Source organism: Actinoplanes oryzae (genome assembly GCF_030757795.1).
Lineage (GTDB): Bacteria > Actinomycetota > Actinomycetes > Mycobacteriales > Micromonosporaceae > Actinoplanes.
Genome location: NZ_JAUQWH010000005.1, coordinates 43272 through 62726 on the forward strand (window position 1 = coordinate 43272; position 19455 = coordinate 62726).

Sequence of the window (19455 nt, forward strand, 5' to 3'; positions counted from 1 at the left end):
TATCGGCCGGGCGCGGGAACGACGCCGTCCCCGCGCCGGTCACTGTGAGATTTCAGACATGACTGTCACTGCCCGGTCACTTGTCGCCGATGATCGCCCAGCCGTGCGGAGGAAGGGTGATCGCCGTGCCCGCGAGGGTGCCGGTGCCCGCGAGCACCCGGCGCACGCCCGGGACCACCACCTTGGCGGGCCCGGCGGCCACGTTGAGGGCGACGACGAGGCGCTCGCCGTCGCCGGTCGTCTCGTAGACGAGGTGCTCGTTGCGCAGCTCGATCGGGCGCACCCGGGCCGTGTGCAGCCACGGGTGCCGGCGGCGCAGGCCGATGAGGTCCTGGTGCAGCCGGTAGGCCGGCCACCCGTAGGGCGCGAGGTCGCCGGGGGCCGCCGGGAAGGCCGGCCGGACCGCGTCGTCGCCGCCGGCCCGGTCCTCCTTGAGGCCCCGGAACGCCTGCTCGTCGCCGTAGTAGACGCTGGGCGTCCCGCCGACGGTGCAGAGGACGGCGAGGGCGTGCGCCAGGTGCCGCTCGTCGGACAGCCGCGTGGCCAGCCGGGTGACGTCGTGGTTGCCCGTGAAGGTCAGCGGCACGAAGTCGCCCAGGTAGCCGTTGTGCCGGTCGAGCGCCCACGCCAGCTCGAAGAAGTTGCCGTCGTTGAGCGAGCTCCAGATGGCCTTCCACAGCTCGTACTGCGTGAGGGTGTCGAGCGTGGACTCCGCGACGATCGCCTTGTAGTCGCCGTGGATGACCTCGCCGGCGAACCACGCGTCAGGGAACTCCTTGCGGACCCGGGGCAGGACCGTCGCCCAGAACTCGCGCGGCACCGCATAGGCCGCGTCGAGCCGCCACCCGTCCGCGCCGCGCTCGAGCCAGTGGGTCATCACGCGCGTCACATGGTCGGCGACGGCCGGCTCGGCGTGGTTGAGCTTCACCAGGGCGCTGTGTCCCTCGAAGTCGGCGTACTTGTCGCCGTCGAAGTGGAACCACGCCCGCTCGGGCCCGCCTGCCAGCGCCCGCTCGAACGCCGGGAAGCTGCGCCCGACGTGGTTGAACACCCCGTCGAGGAGCACGCGCAGCCCGCGCCCCTTCGCCTCGGACACCAGCGCGGCGAAGTCGTCCTGCGACCCGAGCCGCTCGTCGACGCGGAAATAGTCCACGGTGTCGTACCCGTGGGTCTCGGACGCGAAGATCGGCCCGAGCGCGATGCCGTTGGTCCCGAGCTCCTGCGCATAGTCGAGCCAGGGAATCAGGCGGCGCAACCCGCCCGGCCCGCCCGGCGCGGCGGCCGGACCCGGCGCGGGCACCGCCTCGTTCGCTGCGGCGGCCGGACCCGGCGCGGGCACCGCCCCCGTGAAGCCCAGGGGATAGATCTGCCACCACACCGCGTGGCGCACCCAGTCAGGCTCGGTCACCGTCACACTCCTTCGACGTGTCGGATGTCGTCGCGCCCGGCCTCGGACCGGCCGGCGACGTCGTGCTCCGCGAGGCGCTCCAGCAGCGCGGCGGCCACGTGGACGATCTGCACCTCGGCGCCCGTCAGCTTGCCCAGCGCCGCGGCGAGCCACTCGTCGCGCTCGGCCACCTCGCCGCGCAGCGTCGCCGCCCCGGCCTCGGTGAGCTCGAGCACCGACTGCCGCCGGTCGACATCCCCCCGGCTGCGCGAGATCAACCCCTCGGTCACGAGCTCGGTGAAAACCCGGGTCAGCGACTGCGGCTGGTGGTGCTCGGCGGCCGCCACCTCCCCCGCGGTCGACGGGCCGTGGCGGTAGAGGTGGCCGAGCACGGAGATCTTGGTGGCGCTGAGCGACCCGTGCGGCCGCAGCCGGCGGGCGAGCCGCGTCACCGCGCGGCGCACCTGGGCCGCGGTCAGGGGGATCGGAGGGTCGCCGGACAGGGTTCGATCTTGCACGAAAACGATGCTATCACTTAGTTTTTACAGCGTTAGCACCGTTCATTATGCGCTCATACGGGCGCTAGTATGTTACGCGATGCTTACTAATCTGCGGTCGACCGCGACCATGATGGCGGCCACCCTGCTGACCTTCTGGTCGGTGCGGGAGGTGCTGGCGGCCGCGCACTTCAGCCTCGACGTGCTGGTGTTCGCCACGGCGCTGGCCCTGATGCTCGGCCGCACGCAGCAGCGCGCCGAGCCCGCCGACCGGCTGGCCGCCCTGGTCGCCGTGCCCGCCGCGTCGGCCGCCGCGGCCTGGGTCGGGGGCTTGCTGCAGGAGCACCACGGCTATGGGGACGCCGTCTTTGTCCTCGCCCTGACGGCGGCGGTGTGGATCCGCCGGTTCGGCACCGGCTTCTCCCGAGCCGGCTCGGCGATCACCGTGCCGTTCGTCGCGACGCTCATCCAGCCCGTCCCCCAGCCCACAAGCGTGTCCCACATCGCCTGGACCGCCCTGGCCGGCCTGATCGCGCTCGCCTGGGTCGACCTGCTGTGGATCGCCGCCACGCCACCAGCCTCCCCCGAGCACGCCCGCATCGTCCGCGAGCTGCGGTCGCAGGCCACGCCGCAGCCCCCGGGCCGGGTGCGCGCCAGCACCCGGATGGCACTCCAGCTGGCCGTGGCCCTGACCGCCGGCTTCGTGATCGGCCGCCAGTGGTATCCCGCGCACTACGTGTGGCCGGTGCTCACGGCGTACATCGTGTCCAGCGGCAACCGCGGGCGCGCCGACGTCGCGTACAAGGGGGTGCTGCGCGTACTCGGCGCGCTCGCCGGCACCGCGGCGGCAACCTGGCTCTTCGACGGGGTGTTCGGGCCCGGCAGCCACGGCGCGCTGACCGTGTTGTTCGGCATCCTGGCGCTGGCCTGCTTCCTGCGCCCGTGGAGCTACGCCTACTGGGCCGCGTGCATCACGGCGGCGCTCGCCTTCCTCACCGGCTTCTTCGGGCAGCCGAGCAGCGACCTGCTCCGGACCCGGCTGGCGGGCATCGTGCTCGGCGGGCTGGCCGCCGTCGCCGCGGCCTGGGTCGTCCTGCCGGTCCGCACCACCGACGTGATGCGCCGCCGCCGCGCCGACGCCCTCGCCGCGCTCACCGATCTCCTGGCGGAGCCGGCCTCGAGGGTGCACCTGGTCCGCTTCGACCGGGCCCTCGCCGACCTCACCGCCCTGCGCCCGGCGGTCCACGCCGCCCGGATCCTGGCCCGCCCCGTGGGCACGGGAGCGCGCACGGCCGACGCCATCGACGCCATGCGCGCGCTGGCCCGGGCGGTGCACACCTATGTGCGTACGCGCACCCGCGACCCCGAGCCGGCGGACACGTTGCGGCTCCTCCGCGAGGCCATGGCCGCGCGCGTGACTCCCGACCTGCCCGACCGGCCAGGGGCGCCTAGCGACGCGGCGACGGCCCTCGACGACGCGCTCCGGGCAGTGGCGCGCAGTTACGCCGCCACGCTGCCTCCCGTCACACCTGCGTCGAGCGGCCCAGGTACGTGATGTCGCCCGCGTCCGCCACGGTCAGCTCCGTGAAGCCGACCCGGTCGTAGAACTTCCGGGCCGCCACCGCGGTGCCGGGGCCGTCGTCGAGGACGAAGGTGAGGTCCGGCTCGACGATCGCGTAGGGCGCGGCGAAGAGGTCACCCATCAGAGCGTCCGAGGTGTAGTGGCCCCGGGCATCGGCGCCGGCGTCGGCCGTGCGGACGCAGATGTCGTACAGGGCGGGCAGATCAGCCGGACGCGCCCGGCGGACTGTCCGTTCAGAGGTACCACGAAGCTGGGAACTTTCTGGGAGCATCTCCGCCATGGTCCGCTTCTACTCCTTGTTCGTGCTGCTCGACCTGGCACTGCTGGTCGTCGCCCTCATCGACTGCCTCTCCGCCGACGAGGGTGGCATCCGAGCCCTGCCCCGGGCCGTCTGGGTGTTCCTCATCCTGCTCTTCTCCCCGATCGGCGCCATCGCCTGGTTCGTCGCGGGCCGTCCCCCGCGCCCGATCCGCATGAGCAACGGCGAGCTGTGGCGCCCGGGCCGCGGCTTCCCGGAAAGCGACCGCCCGGCGCCGCGCGGCCCCGACGACGACCCCGAGTTCCTGCGCGGCATGGCCGCCTCCCGCAAGGAGGACGAGGACCTCATGAAGAAGTGGGAGGCCGACCTGCGCCGCCGCGAGGAGGAACTGCGCCGCAAGGAGGAGGGCTGAAGGTCGGCGGCGTGGCAGGCCGCGGGGCCCCGGCACGTGGTGAGGGTCGCCAGCTTGCGGTGCAGGGCGGCGCGACCGGCCGGCGTCAGCGCCCCGGCGATGTTGCGGAGCTGGTACGGGTCCCGGCGACGGTTGTAGTACTCGGCGGTGCCGTCCGCGTATTCGACATAGTGCGCTTGCGGTACGCGAGATCCAGCTGCGCCCTGGCCGCCACGGTCAGCGGTGCGCGGCCGGCCAGCCACCGTGGCGGCAGCCGGGCCGGGTCGAGCGCCGCCGCGGCGAGGACCACGCCGCACCCCGCCGCGGCGAGGACCACGCCGCACCCGTCGGCCGTCGCCGCTCTGGCCGGCCCCGAGGCCGAGGCGACCCGGTCGAGCGGCAGGGCGGACCGCACGGCGGCCACGTGCACGGGCCGCCCGGCGGGGAAGCGGAGCTGGGCCTGGCACTCGAGCTCGGGCAGCCGGCCCACGTAACGCAACGACATGTGCCGATCCCACGGACACCCCTGGTGAGTAGTTTCGCGCCGGCGCAGACTCGCACCATGGGCGATGACGAGCAGCAAGATCCTCCCACGCGACGACGGATCCGAGTTCTGCGACGGCTCGCCGGCGTTCCGTCCGAGGCGGACGCGCCGGCCAAGCTGCCCCTTGCCGGAGCCGACAACCCTCTGCGAACACGAGCGGATGAGCAGGGTTCGCGGGAGCCGCCTGCCCGCTAGCGGTCGGCGGCGTGGCAGGCGGCGGGGCCGCGGCAGGCGGTGAGGGTGGCGAGCTTGCGGTGCAGGGCCGCACGGCGGGCGAGCGGCAGGGCGGCGGCGATGTTGCGGAGCTGGTGGGGGTCCCGCGTGCGGTTGTAGTACTCGAGGAAGCCGTCCGCGTACTCGACGTAGGTCCAGCGGGGCGTGCGGAGGGCCGAGTAGGTGGTCGGGTTGCCGGCGGCCCAGGTCTGGCGGTCCGGGTCGGTGGGGTCGGTGGGCGGGCCGTGGTGCTCGACCAGGGCGACCGTGCGCCAGGCCGGCGGGCGTTCGCCCCTGAGCAGCGGGGTCAGGTCGCGGCCGTCGGCGTCGGCGGGCGGGGTCAGGCCGGCCAGGGCGGCGAAGGTCGGGCGCAGGTCGGCGTTGAGGGCCGGCGCGCGGACCGTGGCGCCGGCGCGGATGCCGGGGCCGGCCATGATCAGTGGCACGCGGAGGTCGGTCTCGAAGGCCGTCTGCTTGCCCGGGTTGAGCCGGTGCTCGCCCAGGTGGTAGCCGTTGTCGGAGCTGAAGACGACCACCGTGTTCCCGGCGACGCCCCGCTCGGCGAGCGTGGCCTGCACCTCGCCCAGCATCCGGTCGACGGAGACCACGGACTGGGCGCGCTTGCGATAGGCGGCGTCCAGCCGGGCGATCGATGCCGTGCTCAGCGCGGCGCGGCCGGCCAGCCAGCGGGGCGCGGCGGTGGGCAGCCGGTCGAAGGCGGGCGTGCGGGGCGCCGTCAGGCCGGGGAAGAGGCGGGCGTCCCGGGGCGCCGGCGTGTACGGGCGGTGCGGCGTGAACGTGGACAACTGGACCAGGAAGGGCTGGCGGGCCGCCACGGCACGGCGTACGAAATCCTGGGTCTTGGCAGTCAGCACCTCGTTGAGATAGCCGCCGTGGTGCACGGCGCGCCCGTTCTCGAGCAGGTCGAAATCGGTCATGGCGTAGCCATCGGGGCCGGCGACCCCCCATTCCAGCCAGCCGGGCGGGACGTGGCCCGAGCGGACCGTGTAGCCGTTGAGGTACTTGCCGTACAGGGCCGTGCGGTAGCCCGCCGCGCGCAGGTCGGTGGCGTAGGTCGAGCGGTCCGCCCCGCGCCGGAAGGCGCCGATGCCCCCGTCGGCGCCGGTGTTCGTGAAGACGCCGGTGTTGTGCGGATACTTGCCGCTCAGGATCGACGCGCGCGAGGGGCAGCACAGCGAGTCGGTCACGGTGTACTGGGCGAAGCTGGTTCCGGCCCGCATCAGCGCCCGCACCCGCGGCATGAAGCGCAGCAGGTCGGGCGTGAGGTCGTCGGTGAGGACGAAGACGATGTTCGGCCGCGCCGGGAAGGACCGGGCGGGCGGCGGCGGCGCGTCGGCCGTGCACGCCCCGAGCGCCAGGACGGTCAGGGCAGCGGTCAGGGCACGGCGCAACACCCCGCAAACCCTAACTTTCCGGTACGCCCGCCGCGCCGGCCCGCCGCCGCGCCTCCCCCGTCCGGGTGAAGCCGGTCAGCCGTGCCACGTACGCCACAGGGCCGAGTAGGTGCCGCCCGCCGCGACCAGGTCGTCGTGCGTGCCCAGCTCCACCAGCCGCCCGGCCTCCATCACGGCGACCCGGTCGGCGTCGTGGGCGGTCTGCAGGCGGTGCGCGATCGCGATGACCGTACGTTCCTGGAGCACCGCCGCGAGCGCCCGTTCCGTGGCCCGGGCCTGCGCCGGGTCGAGCAGCGCGGTCGCCTCGTCGAGCACCAGCGTGTGCGGGTCGGCGAGCACCACCCGGGCCAGCGACAGTTGCTGCGCGCGGGCGCCGTCGAGCACCACCCCGTCGCCGCCGAGCACGGTGTCGAGCCCGGCCGGCAACTCGGCAACCCAGTCCGCGCCGACCACGGCCAGCGCCCGCGAGAGCTGATGGTCGGGAGCCTCGGCCGCCAGGATCAGGTTGTCCCGCAGCGTGCCCCGGAAGACGTGGTGTTCCTGCGTCACCAGCACCACCTGCCGGCGCTGGAGGCCGGGCGGCAGGTCCGCGATCGGCACCCCGCCGACGGTGACGGCCCCGGCGCGCGGCCGGTCCACCCCGGCGAGCAGGCGGCCGAGCGTCGACTTGCCCGCCCCGGACGGTCCGACGACGGCCAGCCGCTCCCCCGGGCGCACGGTCAGGTCGACGCCGCGGAGCACGTCACGCCCGCCGTCGTACGCGTACCGGGCGCCGCGCACCTCGATCCGGTCCCCGGCCGGCGGCCGCGCCGGGGCGGGCGGGGCGACCAGCGGCAGAGCGGCCAGGCCTTCCAGCCGGGCGAAGGAGGCGCCGCTGCTCTGCACCTGCTCCAGCCAGATGAGGATCGCGTCCAGGGGCGCGGCGAGCTGACGCAGGTAGAGGGCGGCCGCGGCCACCGCGCCCAGCGACATGTCGCCGCGGATGTGCAGCATGCCGCCGGTGAGGAGCACGGCGACGACCGGGATCACGTACGAGACGTCGACCGCCGGGAAGAACACTGTGCGCAGCGCGAGCGTCCGCCGCCGGGCCCGGTAGGCCTGCTCGATGGCCGCCCGGCCCGAGGCCAGCCGGCGGTCGCCGAGGCTCAGCGTCTCGACGGTCCGGGCACCCGCCAGCGTCGCGGTCAGCTCGTCGGCCAAGGCGGACCCGGCGGCCTGCTCCGCCAGATACGCGGCCGGGGCGCGCCGCAGGTACCAGCGCGTCGCCACGGCGGCCCCGGACAGTCCCAGCACCCCGATCACGCCCAGCAGCGGGGACACGAAGAACACCGCCACGAGGACGAACAGCGCTTGCACGGCCGCGATGAGCACCTCGGGCAGCGCGTCGCGCAGGGTCGTCGCCACGGCGTTCACGTCGCTCGTGCCGCGGACGGCCAGGTCGCCGGCCGGCACCCGCTCGGCGACCGCCGCGGGGAAGCCGAGCACCCGGTCCAGGAAGCGCTCGCGCACCCGGGCCGCCGTCCGCTCGCCGAACCGGTAGCCGGTGATCAGCGCGGTCCGGGCGATCACGATCTGCGCGATCGTGCACAACAGGATGGCCAGGGCCGCGCGGTCCACCGCCGACGCCGTGGCGCGCCCGGCGGCGACGGCGTCCACGATGCCGCCGAGCAGCCACGGCCCGGCGAGGCCCGCGAAGGCCGCGAGCGCGTTGAGGACGATGACGAGGGCGACGCTGCGGCCGTCGCGGCACACGAGGCCGAGCGCGGCGCGCCGGACCTGGTCACGCCCGGCGGCGGGGAGGGAGATCACGAGCCGGTCGCCAGGCCCGAGGCCCGGTCGACCAGGGCGCGGTAGCCCGGCTGGGTGGCGAGCAGGTCGCGGTGCCGGCCGGCGGCGGCGACCCGGCCCTCGACGAGCCAGTGCACCACGTCGGCGCGTTCGAGCAGTGCCGGCGAGGTCGTCGTCACCAGCGTGGTGCGCCCGGCGCGGGCCCGGCGCAGCCCCTCGGCCATCGCCGCCTCGGTGTGCGCGTCCACGGCGGACGTGGGGTCGAGGGCCAGCAGCACCTCGGGGTCGGCGTAGAGGGCGCGGGCCAGCCGGATCCGCTGCCGCTGGCCGCCGGAGAGGTTGCGCCCCTGGTCGTCGAGCAGGCCGGTCGCGCCGCCGGGCAGTCCCGCCACGATGTCGCCGGCCGCCGCCGCGGCCAGCATGCGCTCGACCGCGGCCTCCCGGGGCTCGTGCCGGCCGGCGACCACGCCGCCCAGGGCGCCCGCGAACAGGTAGGACTCGTTGTCGGCGACGACGATCCGATCCCGTACGGCCAGGGTGTCGATCCGCTCGTCCCCCCACATCGCGGTGGTGGGCCCGTAGCCGCCGAGCCGGTCCACGACAGCCGTGGCGTCACTCGTGCGCGCGGTGGCCAGCGCGGTGAGAAGACCGGGCGCCACGACCACGCCCGACTCGGGGTCCCACAGCTCGGCGGGCCCGGCGGGCAGCGCGGCACCCTGCGGGTCCGGGCACAGCCGGAGGAACGCCACGACGCGCCGCCCGGCGACCAGCGCGTGCCCGATGTCGAAGCCGCCCTCGATGAAGAACGCGACGGGTACGGCCAGCATCGCCGCGTACCCCCACACCGCGACCAGCTCGCCCGCCGTGATCCGCCCGTCGGCGGCCATCCGCGCGGCCAGCCAGATGACCACCGCCAGGAACAGGCCGGGCAGCCCCACGCCGAGCGCCTGGATCCAGCTGGTCACCGCGCCCACCCGGTAGCCCTCGCGGCGCAGCCTGCCGGACTCCGCCCGGTAGCGGCGCGCGAACAGCTCCTTGCCGCCCAGCCCGTTGAGCACCCGCAGGCCGCCGACGATGTCGAGCAGGCGCTCGGCGAGGACGCCCTGCTGCTCGCGGTAGCTGGTTCCGGCCCGCTGGAGCCGGCGCAGCATCGGGCCGACGACCGCCGCGAGGACCGGCACGCCCGCGAGCACGACGACGGCGAGGAGCGGGGAGATCCCGAAGAGCAGGACGGCGGCGATCGCGTACGCGACGACGGCCCCGAGGCCCGGGCCGGTCGCGGTCAGCGCCTGCGCCAGCACCCACGCGTCGGCCATGCCCACGGTGACCACCTCGCCCGTGCCGGCGCGCCGGGGCAGGGCCGCGCCGAGGCGGGTGGCGTGCGCGACGACCGCGCGGACGGTCCGGTAGGCGGCGTCGAGCCGGATCAGCGTCATGGTCCGGTGCCGCAGGATGGCCAGCACGGCGTTGGCCACGCCCACGGCGAACAGCACGGCCACCCACGCGGTCAGCGCCGGCAGGTCGCGCCGCTGCAGGCCGTTGTCCACGGCCTGCGACAGCAGGTACGGCGGAAGCGTGAGCCCGGCCATCCACGCCGACCCGACCAGGGCGCCCAGGGCGATCCGGGGTTTCTGGCACCGCACGAGCCACCACAGGTACCGGGCCGGACCTCGCAGGGCAGACACCGCGAGTCCCGAATCCGTCACACGTTGCACCCTATGACCCCGCGATCATCCACCGGAAGCCCCGTTTGCAACCATCCCGTCGCCGGGCGTGTTCGCCGCCCGCCGCGACCCGAGGGGCCTGTGCCGACGGCGACGCCCGGCCGCCCTTCGCCACACCCCGTATACGCTCACCGCGTGAGTCACTACGAGCCGCCGCTGATCGGCGCGGACCGGATCATCGGCGGCCGGTCGTTCGACTTCGCCCGCCGCGTCGCCGTGATGGCCATCGTCAACCGCACGCCCGACTCGTTCCACGACCGCGGCCGGACGTACGGGCTGGAGAAGGCGATCGACGCGGTGCGCGCCGCGGCCAAGGCGGGCGCCGACTGGATCGACATCGGCGGCGTGCCGTTCGCCCCGGGCGAGCCGGTCTCCGTCGCCGAGGAGCTCGACCGCGTCCTGCCCGTCGTCGAGGCGGCCCGCGATCTCGCCGTGGTGTCCGTGGACACGTACCGTCCGGAGGTCGCCCGTGCCGCGATCGAGGCCGGCGCCGGGGTGGTCAACGACACGTCCGGCCTGCGCGACGTCGGCCTGGCCGCCGCGGTCGCCGGCACCGACGCCACGCTCGTGATCACGCACAGCCTCGCCCCGCCGCGGACGCCCTACCCGGCCCCGTCCTACGCCGACGTGACGGCCGAGATCGTGACGTTCCTGCGCGCGCGCGTGGCGGTCGCGCTCGACCATGGCGTACGCCCGGAGCAGATCGTGATCGATCCCGGTCACGACCTCAACAAGAACACGTTCCACACGCTGGAGCTGACCCGCCGCCTGCGCGAGATCGCCGACATCGGCCACCCCCTGCTGGCCGCCGTGAGCAACAAGGACTTCATCGGCGAGACCCTCGACGCCCCGCAGCACGAACGGCTCGCCGGCACCCTGGCCGCCGTGGTCTTCTGCGTGCTCAACGGCGCCCGCATCGTCCGCGTCCACGACGTCCGCGCCACCGTGGACGCGGTCCGCATGACCGAGGCGATGCTCGGCTGGCGGCCTCCCGCCTACGCCCGCCACAACATGGCGTGAACCGGCCTAGTGTGGGGCTCATGCGTGCTGCTGTGTTCACCTCCCCGGGTCCCGCGTCCGTGCTGAGCATCACCGACCGGGAGGTGCCGCCCGCCGGGCCCGGCGAGGTGCGCGTCCGGATCGTCCTGTCCGCCGTCAACCCCACCGACACGGGCACCCGCGCCGGCCGGGGAGTGCCCGACGGCGTGACCCCGCCCCGCGTCCCCAACCAGGACGGATCCGGCATCGTCGACGCGATCGGCGAGGGGGTGTCCGGCCTCGCCCCGGGCGACCGGGTGTGGGTGTGGGACGCCGCCTACGGCCGGGCCGACGGGACCGCGCAGGAGCTGGTCGTGCTGCCCCGGCGCCAGGTCGTGCGCATGAGCGGCACCGTGTCGTACGAGACCGGCGCCGCCCTGGGCATCCCCGCGCTCACCGCCCACCGGTGCCTCACCCTGGCCGCCGACGGCCCGGCCCGGCTGGCTCCCGGCGCCCTGGCCGGCCGCACCGTCCTGGTCACCGGCGGCGCGGGCGCCGTCGGCAACGCGGCGATCCAGCTGGCCAAGTGGGCCGGCGCCACGGTCCTCACCACCGTCTCCTCCAAGGAGAAGGCCGCCCTCGCCACCGCCGCCGGCGCCGACGTGGTCATCAACTACCGCGAGGAGGACGTCGCCGCCCGCGTCCGCGAACACGCCCAGGCGCCGGACCTGATCGTCGAGGTCGCCAACGACAACCTCCGCCAGGACTTCGACCTCATCGCCCCGCACGGCACGATCGCCCTCTACGCCCCCGGCGAGATCAAGGCCCCCGCCTTCAAGGCCATGCTCAAGAACGTCGGCATCCACTTCGTCCTGACCTACACGACCCCGGCCGCCGCGAAGGACGCCGCCGTGGCCGCCGTCGCCGAAGCAGTCAACGCCGGCGCCTTCCGCAGCGGCCCGGAGGCGGGCCTGCCGATCCTCCGCTTCCCCCTCGACCGCATCGCCGAGGCCCACGAAGCCGTCGAGAACCACGCCGTCGGCAAGGTCGTCATCGAGGTCACCCAGCCCTAGCCCGCCACACGCTCCCCCTGCCGCCGCTGCCCCGGCGAGCCGCCACGCGCTGCAGCCGGGTCCCGCCGCCACCCAGTCCCGCCGCCACCGGGTTCCGCTGCCACCGGGTTCCGCCGTCGCCACGCGACGCTGCCCGCCGGGTCCGCTGCTGCCCGCCGGTGCCGTTGCCCGCCGGGTGCCGCTGCTGGCCGCCGGGTGCCGCTGCTGGCCGCCGGTTCCGCTACCCGCCGAGCGGCCGCTCGTCACCTGGCGTTGATCAGCACCAGAGTCAGCGCTTCGAGAGCTCCCTCCCAGTCCGCGGCGAAGTCGACACTCTGGAAGTCGCGCAGGGTGTCGCCTCCGCCGACCGGGACGGCGGGCACGGTGCAGTCGTCCAGCTTCGCGGGAATGAACCAGCTGAGCTCTCGTGGCCGGCGCCGGATCTGCTCGATAGCCTGCTGCAGTTCCTCGTTCATGTAGGTACTCGACCGATTCGTGTACGACGTCGAGAAACACGCGATGAAGAAGTCGCGCTCGGAAATCTCGTTCCTGATGACGTCCGCCCACCGTTGCCCGGGACGAAGATGGGTGCGGTCCATCCACACATCGACGCCGACGCGCCTCAACTCGGCCGCGATCCGGTCTACCGGGACTGCGTCGTCACGGATGTAGGACAGAAACACGCGGCTGCGCGGTTGAGTACCCGCCGAGAAGGCCCGGAACTCGGCCAGCACCTTGGTCCGCGCGGCGTCGTCGACGGCGGCCATCGGCACCGGATGACCTGCGATCGCCTCGGCAAGCCGGCTGTACGCGGCGAGCACCGACCCCGGTCGGACCTTGGGCTCCACGAAGGAAGCCAGTACCTCGCCGTAGGCATACTCCGGGTCGTACGGAACGGCCATCGATCGCCAGTAATCCGCAACGTCCGGCACACCCGTGCCCGTCAGCACACCGTCGAGCATCCGCCGGACAGGGCCCTCGGGGTTTACGCTCACCGCGTCGGCCCGGTCCGCGCTGAGCATCGCCGGCACGGGAAAGATGCTGATGCCGGGCTCCTGACGGCGGATGGAGTTCGCCACAGCCGCCGTGCCGGTGATGCCCCCGCGGCTGAGTCCAAACAGAATGATGACGGCATCTGGCATGTGAATCGTGGCGATGCCCGCGGCAGCCGCTGTTCCGGTAGCGGAGTCGAGCAGCGCGAAGTCGTAGTGATCAACCATCTGGGTGCGGAGGTCGTCCAGGAAACCGCGACCGCGTTCGCTCTGCCACAGTGCGTCCCAATCCATCTCGCTGGCGCTCTGGGCATAACCGGCATCCTGCAAGCCGGCAGGCACGAGATCGATGATGCCCCCTTCCGGGAATTCCCAGTCGATGGCGACCGCCGACGTCCAGAGCGGCGTGGGCCCGGTAGCCGATCCGAGGATCAGGTCGAGCAGGCCCGTCGTGCGGCGCAAGTTGCTGTCGCGCAGAAAGGGATGGAGGTGATTGTGCAGGCTCGGCGCTTCGAGATCCCAGTCCATGACAAGGACTCGATAGCCGGCCCCGGCCAGCAACCAGGCCGTATTCACCAAGGCCATGGTGCGCCCGACGCCGCCACGGTAGGAGTAGAACGTGATGATCCGTCCTGCCATCACCTCATGATGACAGGCGGCGACCCTGGTCACCGGGTCCGCAGGGCGCCGTGCAGGAAGAGGTCGACGAGCTGCGTGGCGGGGATCGGCGGGGCTTGCGGGTCGACGGGGCGCATTCCGCCGTACGCCATGCCCACGAACGCCTCCGCGAGGACGCCGGCGGGCAGGCGCAGGTGCTGCTCGTCCGGCTCCAGCACCGTGGCGACCGCTTGGCGGAGCTCGCCGTCGGGGATGGCCGGCCGCCTCCCGGTGACCTCGGGTGCCGCCGGGCCGGTGAGGATTTCGTCCAGCTCGGCGCGGACGCGGCGCTGGTAGTCGTCGAGGATGTCGATCACCGCGACGAGGCGGGCGTCGAGCGGGCGGCCGGGCGGGATCGCGATCAGCCGCTGGATCTCCGGGGCGGGGTTCATGGCTTCGCGTACGGTTCCGGTCAGCCAGGCGGCGCAGGCCTGCACGACTGCTTCCTTGTCGGCGAAGTGGGCCAGGAGGTCGGATTCGGCGATGTCCGCCGCCCGGGCGATCCGTGCCGTGGTGAGTGTCTCGTACTCACCCAGCAGCGGGATCGTGGCCCGGACGACGGACTGGCGCAGCTCGTCGCTCATTTCTTCAAGGTAGAGCGGCCGGGGTAGGGGTCAGTCGCGGCGGTTGGGGAGGAAGCAGGCGATCACGGCGCCCACCGCGATGATGGCGGCGCCGACCAGGACGGCGGGGCGGAGGCCGTCCACGAAGGACTGCTGGGTGGTGTAGCCGCCGTGCTCGGCGAAGATGCTGGCCAGGACCGCGACGCCGGCGGCCACGCCCAGTTCGCGGATGGTGTTGTTGGCGCCGGAGGCCACGCCGCGGCGCTCGGGGGTGACGCTGGCCAGGGCCATGGTGCTGATCGGGGCGAAGGTCAGGCCCATGCCGATGCCCGCCAGGGCGAAGGCGGTGACCAGGTCGCCGTACTGGACGGTGGTGGTCGTGGCGAGGCCGATCCAGGCGACGCCCGCGGCGAGGAAGAGCTGGCCGGCGACGATCAGGGTGCGCAGGCCCACGCGGCTCGCGACCAGGCCGGCGAGCGGGGCGACGATCATCGGGGCGGCCGTCCAGGGCAGGGTGCGCAGGCCGGCGTCGAGCGGGCTGAGGCCCTGGACCACCTGGAAGAACTGGGCGAGCAGGAAGACCGCGCCGAACGCGCCCGCCGAGAAGGTCAGGGTGACCAGGCTGACGAGGCTGAAGCCGCGCGAGCGGAAGAGGCCGAGCGGCAGCATCGGGTCGCGGAAGAAGCGCTGCCAGGCGACGAAGGCGAGCAGCAGGACCGCGCCGCCGATCAGCATCGACAGGATGCGGGCGGAGGTCCAGCCGCGGTCGGGGCCGTCCACGACACCCCAGACGAGCAGCAGCATGCCGGCGGCGGAGAGGACCAGGCCGAGCGGGTCGAGGCGGCGGGCCCCGCCGTGGGACTCGCGCAGGACCGTGAAGGCGAGGACGACCGCGGCGACGCCGACCGGGACATTGATCCAGAAGATGAAGGACCAGTGCAGGCCCTCGACGACCGCGCCGCCGACCACCGGGCCGACGGCGACGCCGAGGCCGCTGATGCCGCCCCAGATGCCGACCGCTGCGTTGCGCATCCTGTCGGGGACGGCCTGCGACAGCAGCGTGAGGGACAGCGGTGCGACGGCGGCGCCGCCGAGGCCCTGGACGGCGCGGGCGGCGGTGAGCATCCACGGCTCCGTGGCGAGGGCCGCGGCGGCGGAGGCGAGGGTGAAGACGACGATGCCGCCCAGGTACATGCGGCGGCGGCCGAGGCGGTCGCCGAGGGCGGCGAAGGTGAGGAGGAAGGCGGCGAAGGGCAGCGTGTACGCGTTGACGAACCACTGGAGGTCGGTCAGTGAGGCCCCGAACTCGGACCGGATGACGGGCAGCGCGGTCGTCACGACCAGGTTGTCCAGCGTGACCATGAACGTCGGGATGCCGACGGCGGCGATCACGGCGGCCAGAGGGGCGGCGCGGCGGCGGTGCTCTTGCTGCGGGACAGGCGTCTCGAGGACGGACATCGTAACCCCCGACGAAGTTGTTATTCGCTGATAACCAGAGTTAAGCATCGGCTGATTACTTAAGCAAGTCATCGGCTGATAACCTGGCACCATGACCAGGTCACGCCTCACCGCCGAGGAACGCTACGACCAGGTCGTCCGCGCCGCCGTCACCGCCTTCGCCGAGGGCGGCTACAAGGGCACGACGACCGACCAGGTGGCCCGGCTCGCCGGCGTCTCCCAGCCGTACGTGATCAGGCTCTTCGGCGGCAAGCAGAACCTCTTCGTCGCCGCCCTGCAGCACGCGTGCGGCCGGGTCGAGCAGCACTTCCGGGCCGTGGCCGACGAGGATCCGACGCTCAAGGCCCTGGGCGAGGCCTACGCCGCCCTGCTCGGCGAGCGCGAGGTCATCGTCATCCTGCTGCACGGCTTCACGACGGGCTCCGACCCGGCGCTCGGCCCGGTCGTGCGCGAGCTGTTCGGCCGCATCTACACGTCCGTGCGCGAGCTGACCGGGGCGAGCGTCGAGGAGGCCGGCGAGTTCATGGCCACGGGCATGCTCCTCACCGTGCTGGGCGCGATGAACGTCATCGGCCCCGGAGCCGTACCCCCGGAAGGCTGGTCCGCCGACCTCATCGACACGTTCCGTTAGCCGGTCAGAGGAAGCCCCCCGACTGCCGCGCCCACAACGCCGCGTACAAGCCGTCGCGGGCGAGCAGCTCGGCGTGCGTGCCCTCCTCGGCGACCCGCCCCGCGTCGAGCACGACGATGCGGTCCATCCGGGCGATCGTGGACAGGCGATGGGCGATCGCGATCACCGTACGCCCGCTCAGCACCTCGTCCAGCGTCTCGTGCACCGCGGCCTCCACCTCGGAGTCGAGCGCCGACGTGGCCTCGTCCAGCACCAGGATGGGCGCATCCTTGTGGAACGCCCGCGCGAGCGCGACCCGCTGCCGCTGGCCGCCCGAGAGCGTCACGCCGCGCTCGCCGACCTGGGCGTCGTACCCCGTGTTGCCGTCGGTGTCCCGCAGCCCCGCGATGAAGCCGTCGGCCGCAGCGCGCCGGGCGGCGGTGCGCACCGAGCCGTTGAGCGCCGCGCCGGCGATGTTGTCGCGTACCGACCGGGCCAGCAGCATGGTGTCCTGCGTGACCACCGCGATCTGCCGGCGCAGGCTCTCCTGGGTGACGCCGCGGACGTCCTGCCCGTCGATCGTGATCGAGCCCGCCTCCGCGTCGTGGAAGCGCAGCAGCAGGCCGACCAGCGTGGACTTCCCGGCCCCGGAGCGCCCGACGAGCCCGACGCGCTCGCCCGGCGCCACGGTCAGGCTCACCCCGTCGAGGCCGCCGCCGCCCGCCCGGCCGTAGTGGTGCGAGACCCCGTCGAACCGGATCCCGCCGCCGCGCACGCTGAGTGCCCGGGCGCCGGGCGCGTCGGCGACCAGCCACGGCTGCGCCACGGTACGCAGGGAGCGCCGCAACGTCCCCACCGAGCCGAACAGTCCGGACACGCCGTCGATCAGCCACTCCGCCATGCCGGTGATCCGGAAGCTGAGCGCCAGGGCCGCCGCCACGAGCCCGAGCGGCGCGGCGCCCGTCTGCCACAGCGCGATGCCCCACCCCGCTAGGCTGACCAGCAGCACCCCGCTGAGGAAGAGCATCCCGGAGTTGATGGTCACCTCGACCCGCTGCACGTCGCACCGGGCCCACCGCGCCGCCGCCAGCACCCGGCGCGCGTGCTCGTCCTCCCCGGCCCGGTCGGCGAAGAGGGCGAGGGTGTCACTGTTGGCGTAGGAGTCCACGAGCAGCCCGGTGACCGCCGCGTTCCGGAGCTGCAGCCGGTCCGAGGCGTCGCGGTAGCGCGGGATCACGTACGCCATCAGTCCCGCATAGAGCCCAATCCACCCCAGCAGCGGCAGGATCAGGCGAGGATCGGTCGCGCCGAGCAGCACGACCGACCCCACGATGTACGCGGTGACGGCCGCCACGGTGTGCATGACGCTGTAGACGGCATCGGTCGCCGCCGCGGCCCCCTCCCGCACGTCCGTGGCCACAGTCCCGGCCAGCCTGCGCCGGAACCACCCCACCGACTGGCGCGACACGTGCCGATGCAGGCGCCACAGCAGCCGGGCCTGAGCATTCGGCCGGTAGCCGATGTCGTCGACGCCCTCGTTCAGCAATCCGAGCAGGGGCCGCACGACCAGGATCAGCCCGGCGGCCACCACGAGCCCGGCGCCGTGCTCGGCCCACAACCGGCCCGGGACGGTGGACGCGAGCGTGTCGACCAGGCGGCCCGCGTACCCGATGAGCCACACCTCGACGGCCTGCCCGAGCACCGTGAGAATCAGGCCGGCCGCGATCACCCGCCGCAGCGGGCGCAGCTCGTGGAGCAGGAACGCACGCACCCCGGCCGGGGGCGTGCTGAGATCAGGGTCCGAGAACGGGTCGTCCGCCCGCTCGAGAAGTCGGAACAACAAGGATGCCCTCCGGGGCACTCGATCGGCTGAGGGTCGGAAGAATCCCTGTCGTCCTCATGCCGGCCTCCTCGTCCGTCCCGGTCGCCCCCCACGTTCGCCAGCCCGCCCCGGCCTGTCAACCGAATACCCCGGCTCAGCTCCAGGCGGGCTTGCCGCCGGCGGCGGTGGAGGTGACGTCGGGGCCGATGAGCAGGAAGTGGGCCTCGTCGCCGTCGACGCGGGGGCAGTGCTCGACGCCCCGCGGGATGACCAGGAGGTCGCCCGGTTCCAGCGGCACGTCGCCGTCGCGCAGCTGGATCGTCAGCTTGCCGGCGAGCAGGAGGAAGGTCTCGTCCTGGTCGTCGTGGGAGTGCCAGGTGGTGGAGCGGGTGCCCTTGGCCACCTTGAGGAGGTTGCCGTTGGCGGCGGCGAGGACCTTCTGGGACCAGAACTCGGTGAGGGCGGCCGCCTCGCCGGCCACGGCGTACTTGGTGAGCATGCCTTGATCGTGCCCGCGCGCCGGCGCGGACAGCAGTGGTAGGAATGACCGATGCCGCAAGGATCCTCGCACCGGGTCGTGCTCGTGGTCGACGAGCAGTCCAACCCCTTCGAGGTGGGGTGCGCCTGCGAGATCTTCGGGGGCCCGCTGCGGCCCGAGATCGGATTTCCGCTGTACGACCTCCGCGTGGCCGCCCCGCGCCGGTCCACCCCCATGCGCGACGCGCTGTTCAGCATCGGCGCAGTGGGCCGGCTCGACGAGATCGACCGGGCCGACACCGTCATCGTGCCGAACCGCCCGTACGTGGAGACGCCCTCCCGCCCGGCCCTGCTCGCCGCCCTCCGCCGCGCCCACGCCCGGGGCGCCCGGCTGGTCGGCCTGTGCACCGGCGCGTTCACGCTCGCCGAGGCGGGCCTGCTCGACGGGCGCCGGGCGACGGTCCACTGGACGCTGGCGGAGGAGTTCCGGCAGCGCTTTCCCGCGGTACGCCTGGAGCCCGAGGTGCTGTTCGTCGACGACGGCGAGCTGCTGACGTCGGCCGGCAGCGCCGCCGCCCTGGACCTGGGCCTGCACATCGTCCGGCGCGACCACGGCGCCGAGATCGCCAACCACGTCAGCCGCCGCCTGGTCTTCGCCGCCTACCGCGACGGCGGCCAGCGCCAGTTCGTCGAGCGCCCGATGCCGCCGGCCGGCGACCAGTCCCTCGCGCCGGTGCTCGCCTGGGCCCAGCAGCGGCTGGACGAGCCGATCGCCGTCGCGGACCTCGCCCGCCGCGGCGGGATGAGCGTGGGCAGCCTGCACCGCCGGTTCCGCGCCGAGCTGGGCACCACTCCCCTGGCCTGGCTGACCACCGAGCGCGTCGCCCTGGCCTGCCGCCTGATCGAGCAGGGCACGCCCGGCCTCGAAACGGTCGCCCGCCGCGCCGGCCTCGGCACCGGCGCGACCATGCGCGCCCTCTTCAAGCGCCACCTCGGCGTGAGCCCGGCCGACTACCGCCGCCGCTTCGCCGGCGCGTCCTGACCCC

Annotated in this window: 18 protein-coding genes; 6 read left to right on the top strand and 12 right to left on the bottom strand. The window is 73.8% G+C overall.

The genetic code is table 11. The features are described 5' to 3' along the window. Nucleotides 1-76 precede the first annotated feature (76 nt). Nucleotides 77-1408 (bottom strand): alpha-amylase family glycosyl hydrolase, encoded by a 1332-nt coding sequence (locus RBH18_RS03390; RefSeq protein ID WP_306204385.1) that lies wholly within the window; start codon nt 1406-1408, stop codon nt 77-79. Nucleotides 1409-1410: 2 nt separating this feature from the next. Next, nucleotides 1411-1905: a MarR family winged helix-turn-helix transcriptional regulator gene (locus RBH18_RS03395; protein WP_306204386.1), complete on the bottom strand. Its 495-nt coding sequence runs from the start codon at nt 1903-1905 to the stop codon at nt 1411-1413. A 79-nt stretch (nt 1906-1984) separates the two neighbouring features. Here RBH18_RS03395 and RBH18_RS03400 point away from each other — a divergent pair, with 79 nt between their 5' ends. After that, nucleotides 1985-3439 (top strand): FUSC family protein, encoded by a 1455-nt coding sequence (locus RBH18_RS03400; protein ID WP_306204387.1) that lies wholly within the window; start codon nt 1985-1987, stop codon nt 3437-3439. Here the strand turns inward: RBH18_RS03400 and RBH18_RS03405 are convergent. Beyond that, entirely contained in the window at nt 3408-3746 is a 339-nt protein-coding gene (locus RBH18_RS03405) for a hypothetical protein (protein ID WP_306204388.1), read from the bottom strand. The two genes, RBH18_RS03400 and RBH18_RS03405, sit on opposite strands and share 32 nt — an antisense overlap. Between RBH18_RS03405 and RBH18_RS03410 the strand changes: the two genes are divergently transcribed. Continuing rightward, nucleotides 3745-4137, top strand: a complete 393-nt coding sequence (locus tag RBH18_RS03410; RefSeq protein ID WP_306204389.1) for a PLD nuclease N-terminal domain-containing protein — start codon at nt 3745-3747, stop codon at nt 4135-4137. The genes RBH18_RS03405 and RBH18_RS03410 overlap by 2 nt on opposite strands. Nucleotides 4138-4222: 85 nt before the next feature. Here RBH18_RS03410 and RBH18_RS03415 read toward each other — a convergent pair whose 3' ends face one another. From RBH18_RS03415 to RBH18_RS03430, 4 genes are all read right to left on the bottom strand, one after another. Further along, entirely contained in the window at nt 4223-4621 is a 399-nt protein-coding gene (locus RBH18_RS03415; RefSeq protein WP_306204390.1) for a hypothetical protein, read from the bottom strand. A gap of 230 nt (nt 4622-4851) precedes the next feature. After that, nucleotides 4852-6288: a sulfatase family protein gene (locus RBH18_RS03420; RefSeq protein WP_306204391.1), complete on the bottom strand. Its 1437-nt coding sequence runs from the start codon at nt 6286-6288 to the stop codon at nt 4852-4854. Nucleotides 6289-6363: 75 nt separating this feature from the next. After that, nucleotides 6364-8097 (bottom strand): ABC transporter ATP-binding protein, encoded by a 1734-nt coding sequence (locus tag RBH18_RS03425; protein WP_306204392.1) that lies wholly within the window; start codon nt 8095-8097, stop codon nt 6364-6366. Further along, the gene (locus tag RBH18_RS03430) at nt 8094-9698 is read right to left on the bottom strand and encodes an ABC transporter transmembrane domain-containing protein (RefSeq protein WP_306204453.1); all 1605 of its coding nucleotides are present in this window, start codon (nt 9696-9698) and stop codon (nt 8094-8096) included. The genes RBH18_RS03425 and RBH18_RS03430 overlap by 4 nt, the downstream gene beginning before the upstream one ends. 237 nt (nt 9699-9935) lie before the next feature. Here RBH18_RS03430 and folP point away from each other — a divergent pair, with 237 nt between their 5' ends. Further along, entirely contained in the window at nt 9936-10820 is an 885-nt protein-coding gene (gene folP, locus RBH18_RS03435) for a dihydropteroate synthase (protein WP_306204393.1), read from the top strand. Between the two features lie 20 nt (nt 10821-10840). Then, nucleotides 10841-11851: an NADPH:quinone reductase gene (locus tag RBH18_RS03440; RefSeq protein WP_306204394.1), complete on the top strand. Its 1011-nt coding sequence runs from the start codon at nt 10841-10843 to the stop codon at nt 11849-11851. Between the two features lie 242 nt (nt 11852-12093). Here RBH18_RS03440 and RBH18_RS03445 read toward each other — a convergent pair whose 3' ends face one another. From RBH18_RS03445 to RBH18_RS03455, 3 genes are read right to left on the bottom strand one after another with little or no spacing between them, the layout of a single operon-like run. Then, nucleotides 12094-13461, bottom strand: coding sequence for a KGGVGR-motif variant AAA ATPase (locus RBH18_RS03445; RefSeq protein ID WP_306204395.1), 1368 nt, complete (start codon nt 13459-13461; stop codon nt 12094-12096). A gap of 29 nt (nt 13462-13490) precedes the next feature. Continuing rightward, nucleotides 13491-14063 carry a TetR family transcriptional regulator gene (locus tag RBH18_RS03450; RefSeq protein ID WP_306204396.1) on the bottom strand — a complete coding sequence of 191 codons (573 nt, stop codon included), beginning with the start codon at nt 14061-14063 and terminating at the stop codon, nt 13491-13493. Between the two features lie 30 nt (nt 14064-14093). Continuing rightward, a complete protein-coding gene (locus RBH18_RS03455) occupies nt 14094-15500 on the bottom strand; it encodes an MFS transporter (protein ID WP_306204397.1) in 1407 nt (468 codons plus the stop codon). Nucleotides 15501-15591: 91 nt separating this feature from the next. Between RBH18_RS03455 and RBH18_RS03460 the strand changes: the two genes are divergently transcribed. Further along, entirely contained in the window at nt 15592-16131 is a 540-nt protein-coding gene (locus RBH18_RS03460; RefSeq protein ID WP_306204398.1) for a TetR/AcrR family transcriptional regulator, read from the top strand. A 4-nt stretch (nt 16132-16135) separates the two neighbouring features. On the opposite strand, the gene RBH18_RS03465 is transcribed toward RBH18_RS03460, so the two are convergent. Continuing rightward, a complete protein-coding gene (locus tag RBH18_RS03465) occupies nt 16136-17950 on the bottom strand; it encodes an ABC transporter ATP-binding protein (protein ID WP_306204399.1) in 1815 nt (604 codons plus the stop codon). Between the two features lie 136 nt (nt 17951-18086). Further along, a complete protein-coding gene (locus RBH18_RS03470) occupies nt 18087-18431 on the bottom strand; it encodes a cupin domain-containing protein (protein WP_306204400.1) in 345 nt (114 codons plus the stop codon). Between the two features lie 51 nt (nt 18432-18482). On the opposite strand from RBH18_RS03470, the gene RBH18_RS03475 reads away from it, so the two are divergent. Further along, entirely contained in the window at nt 18483-19451 is a 969-nt protein-coding gene (locus RBH18_RS03475; RefSeq protein ID WP_306204401.1) for a GlxA family transcriptional regulator, read from the top strand. Nucleotides 19452-19455: the final 4 nt, after the last annotated feature.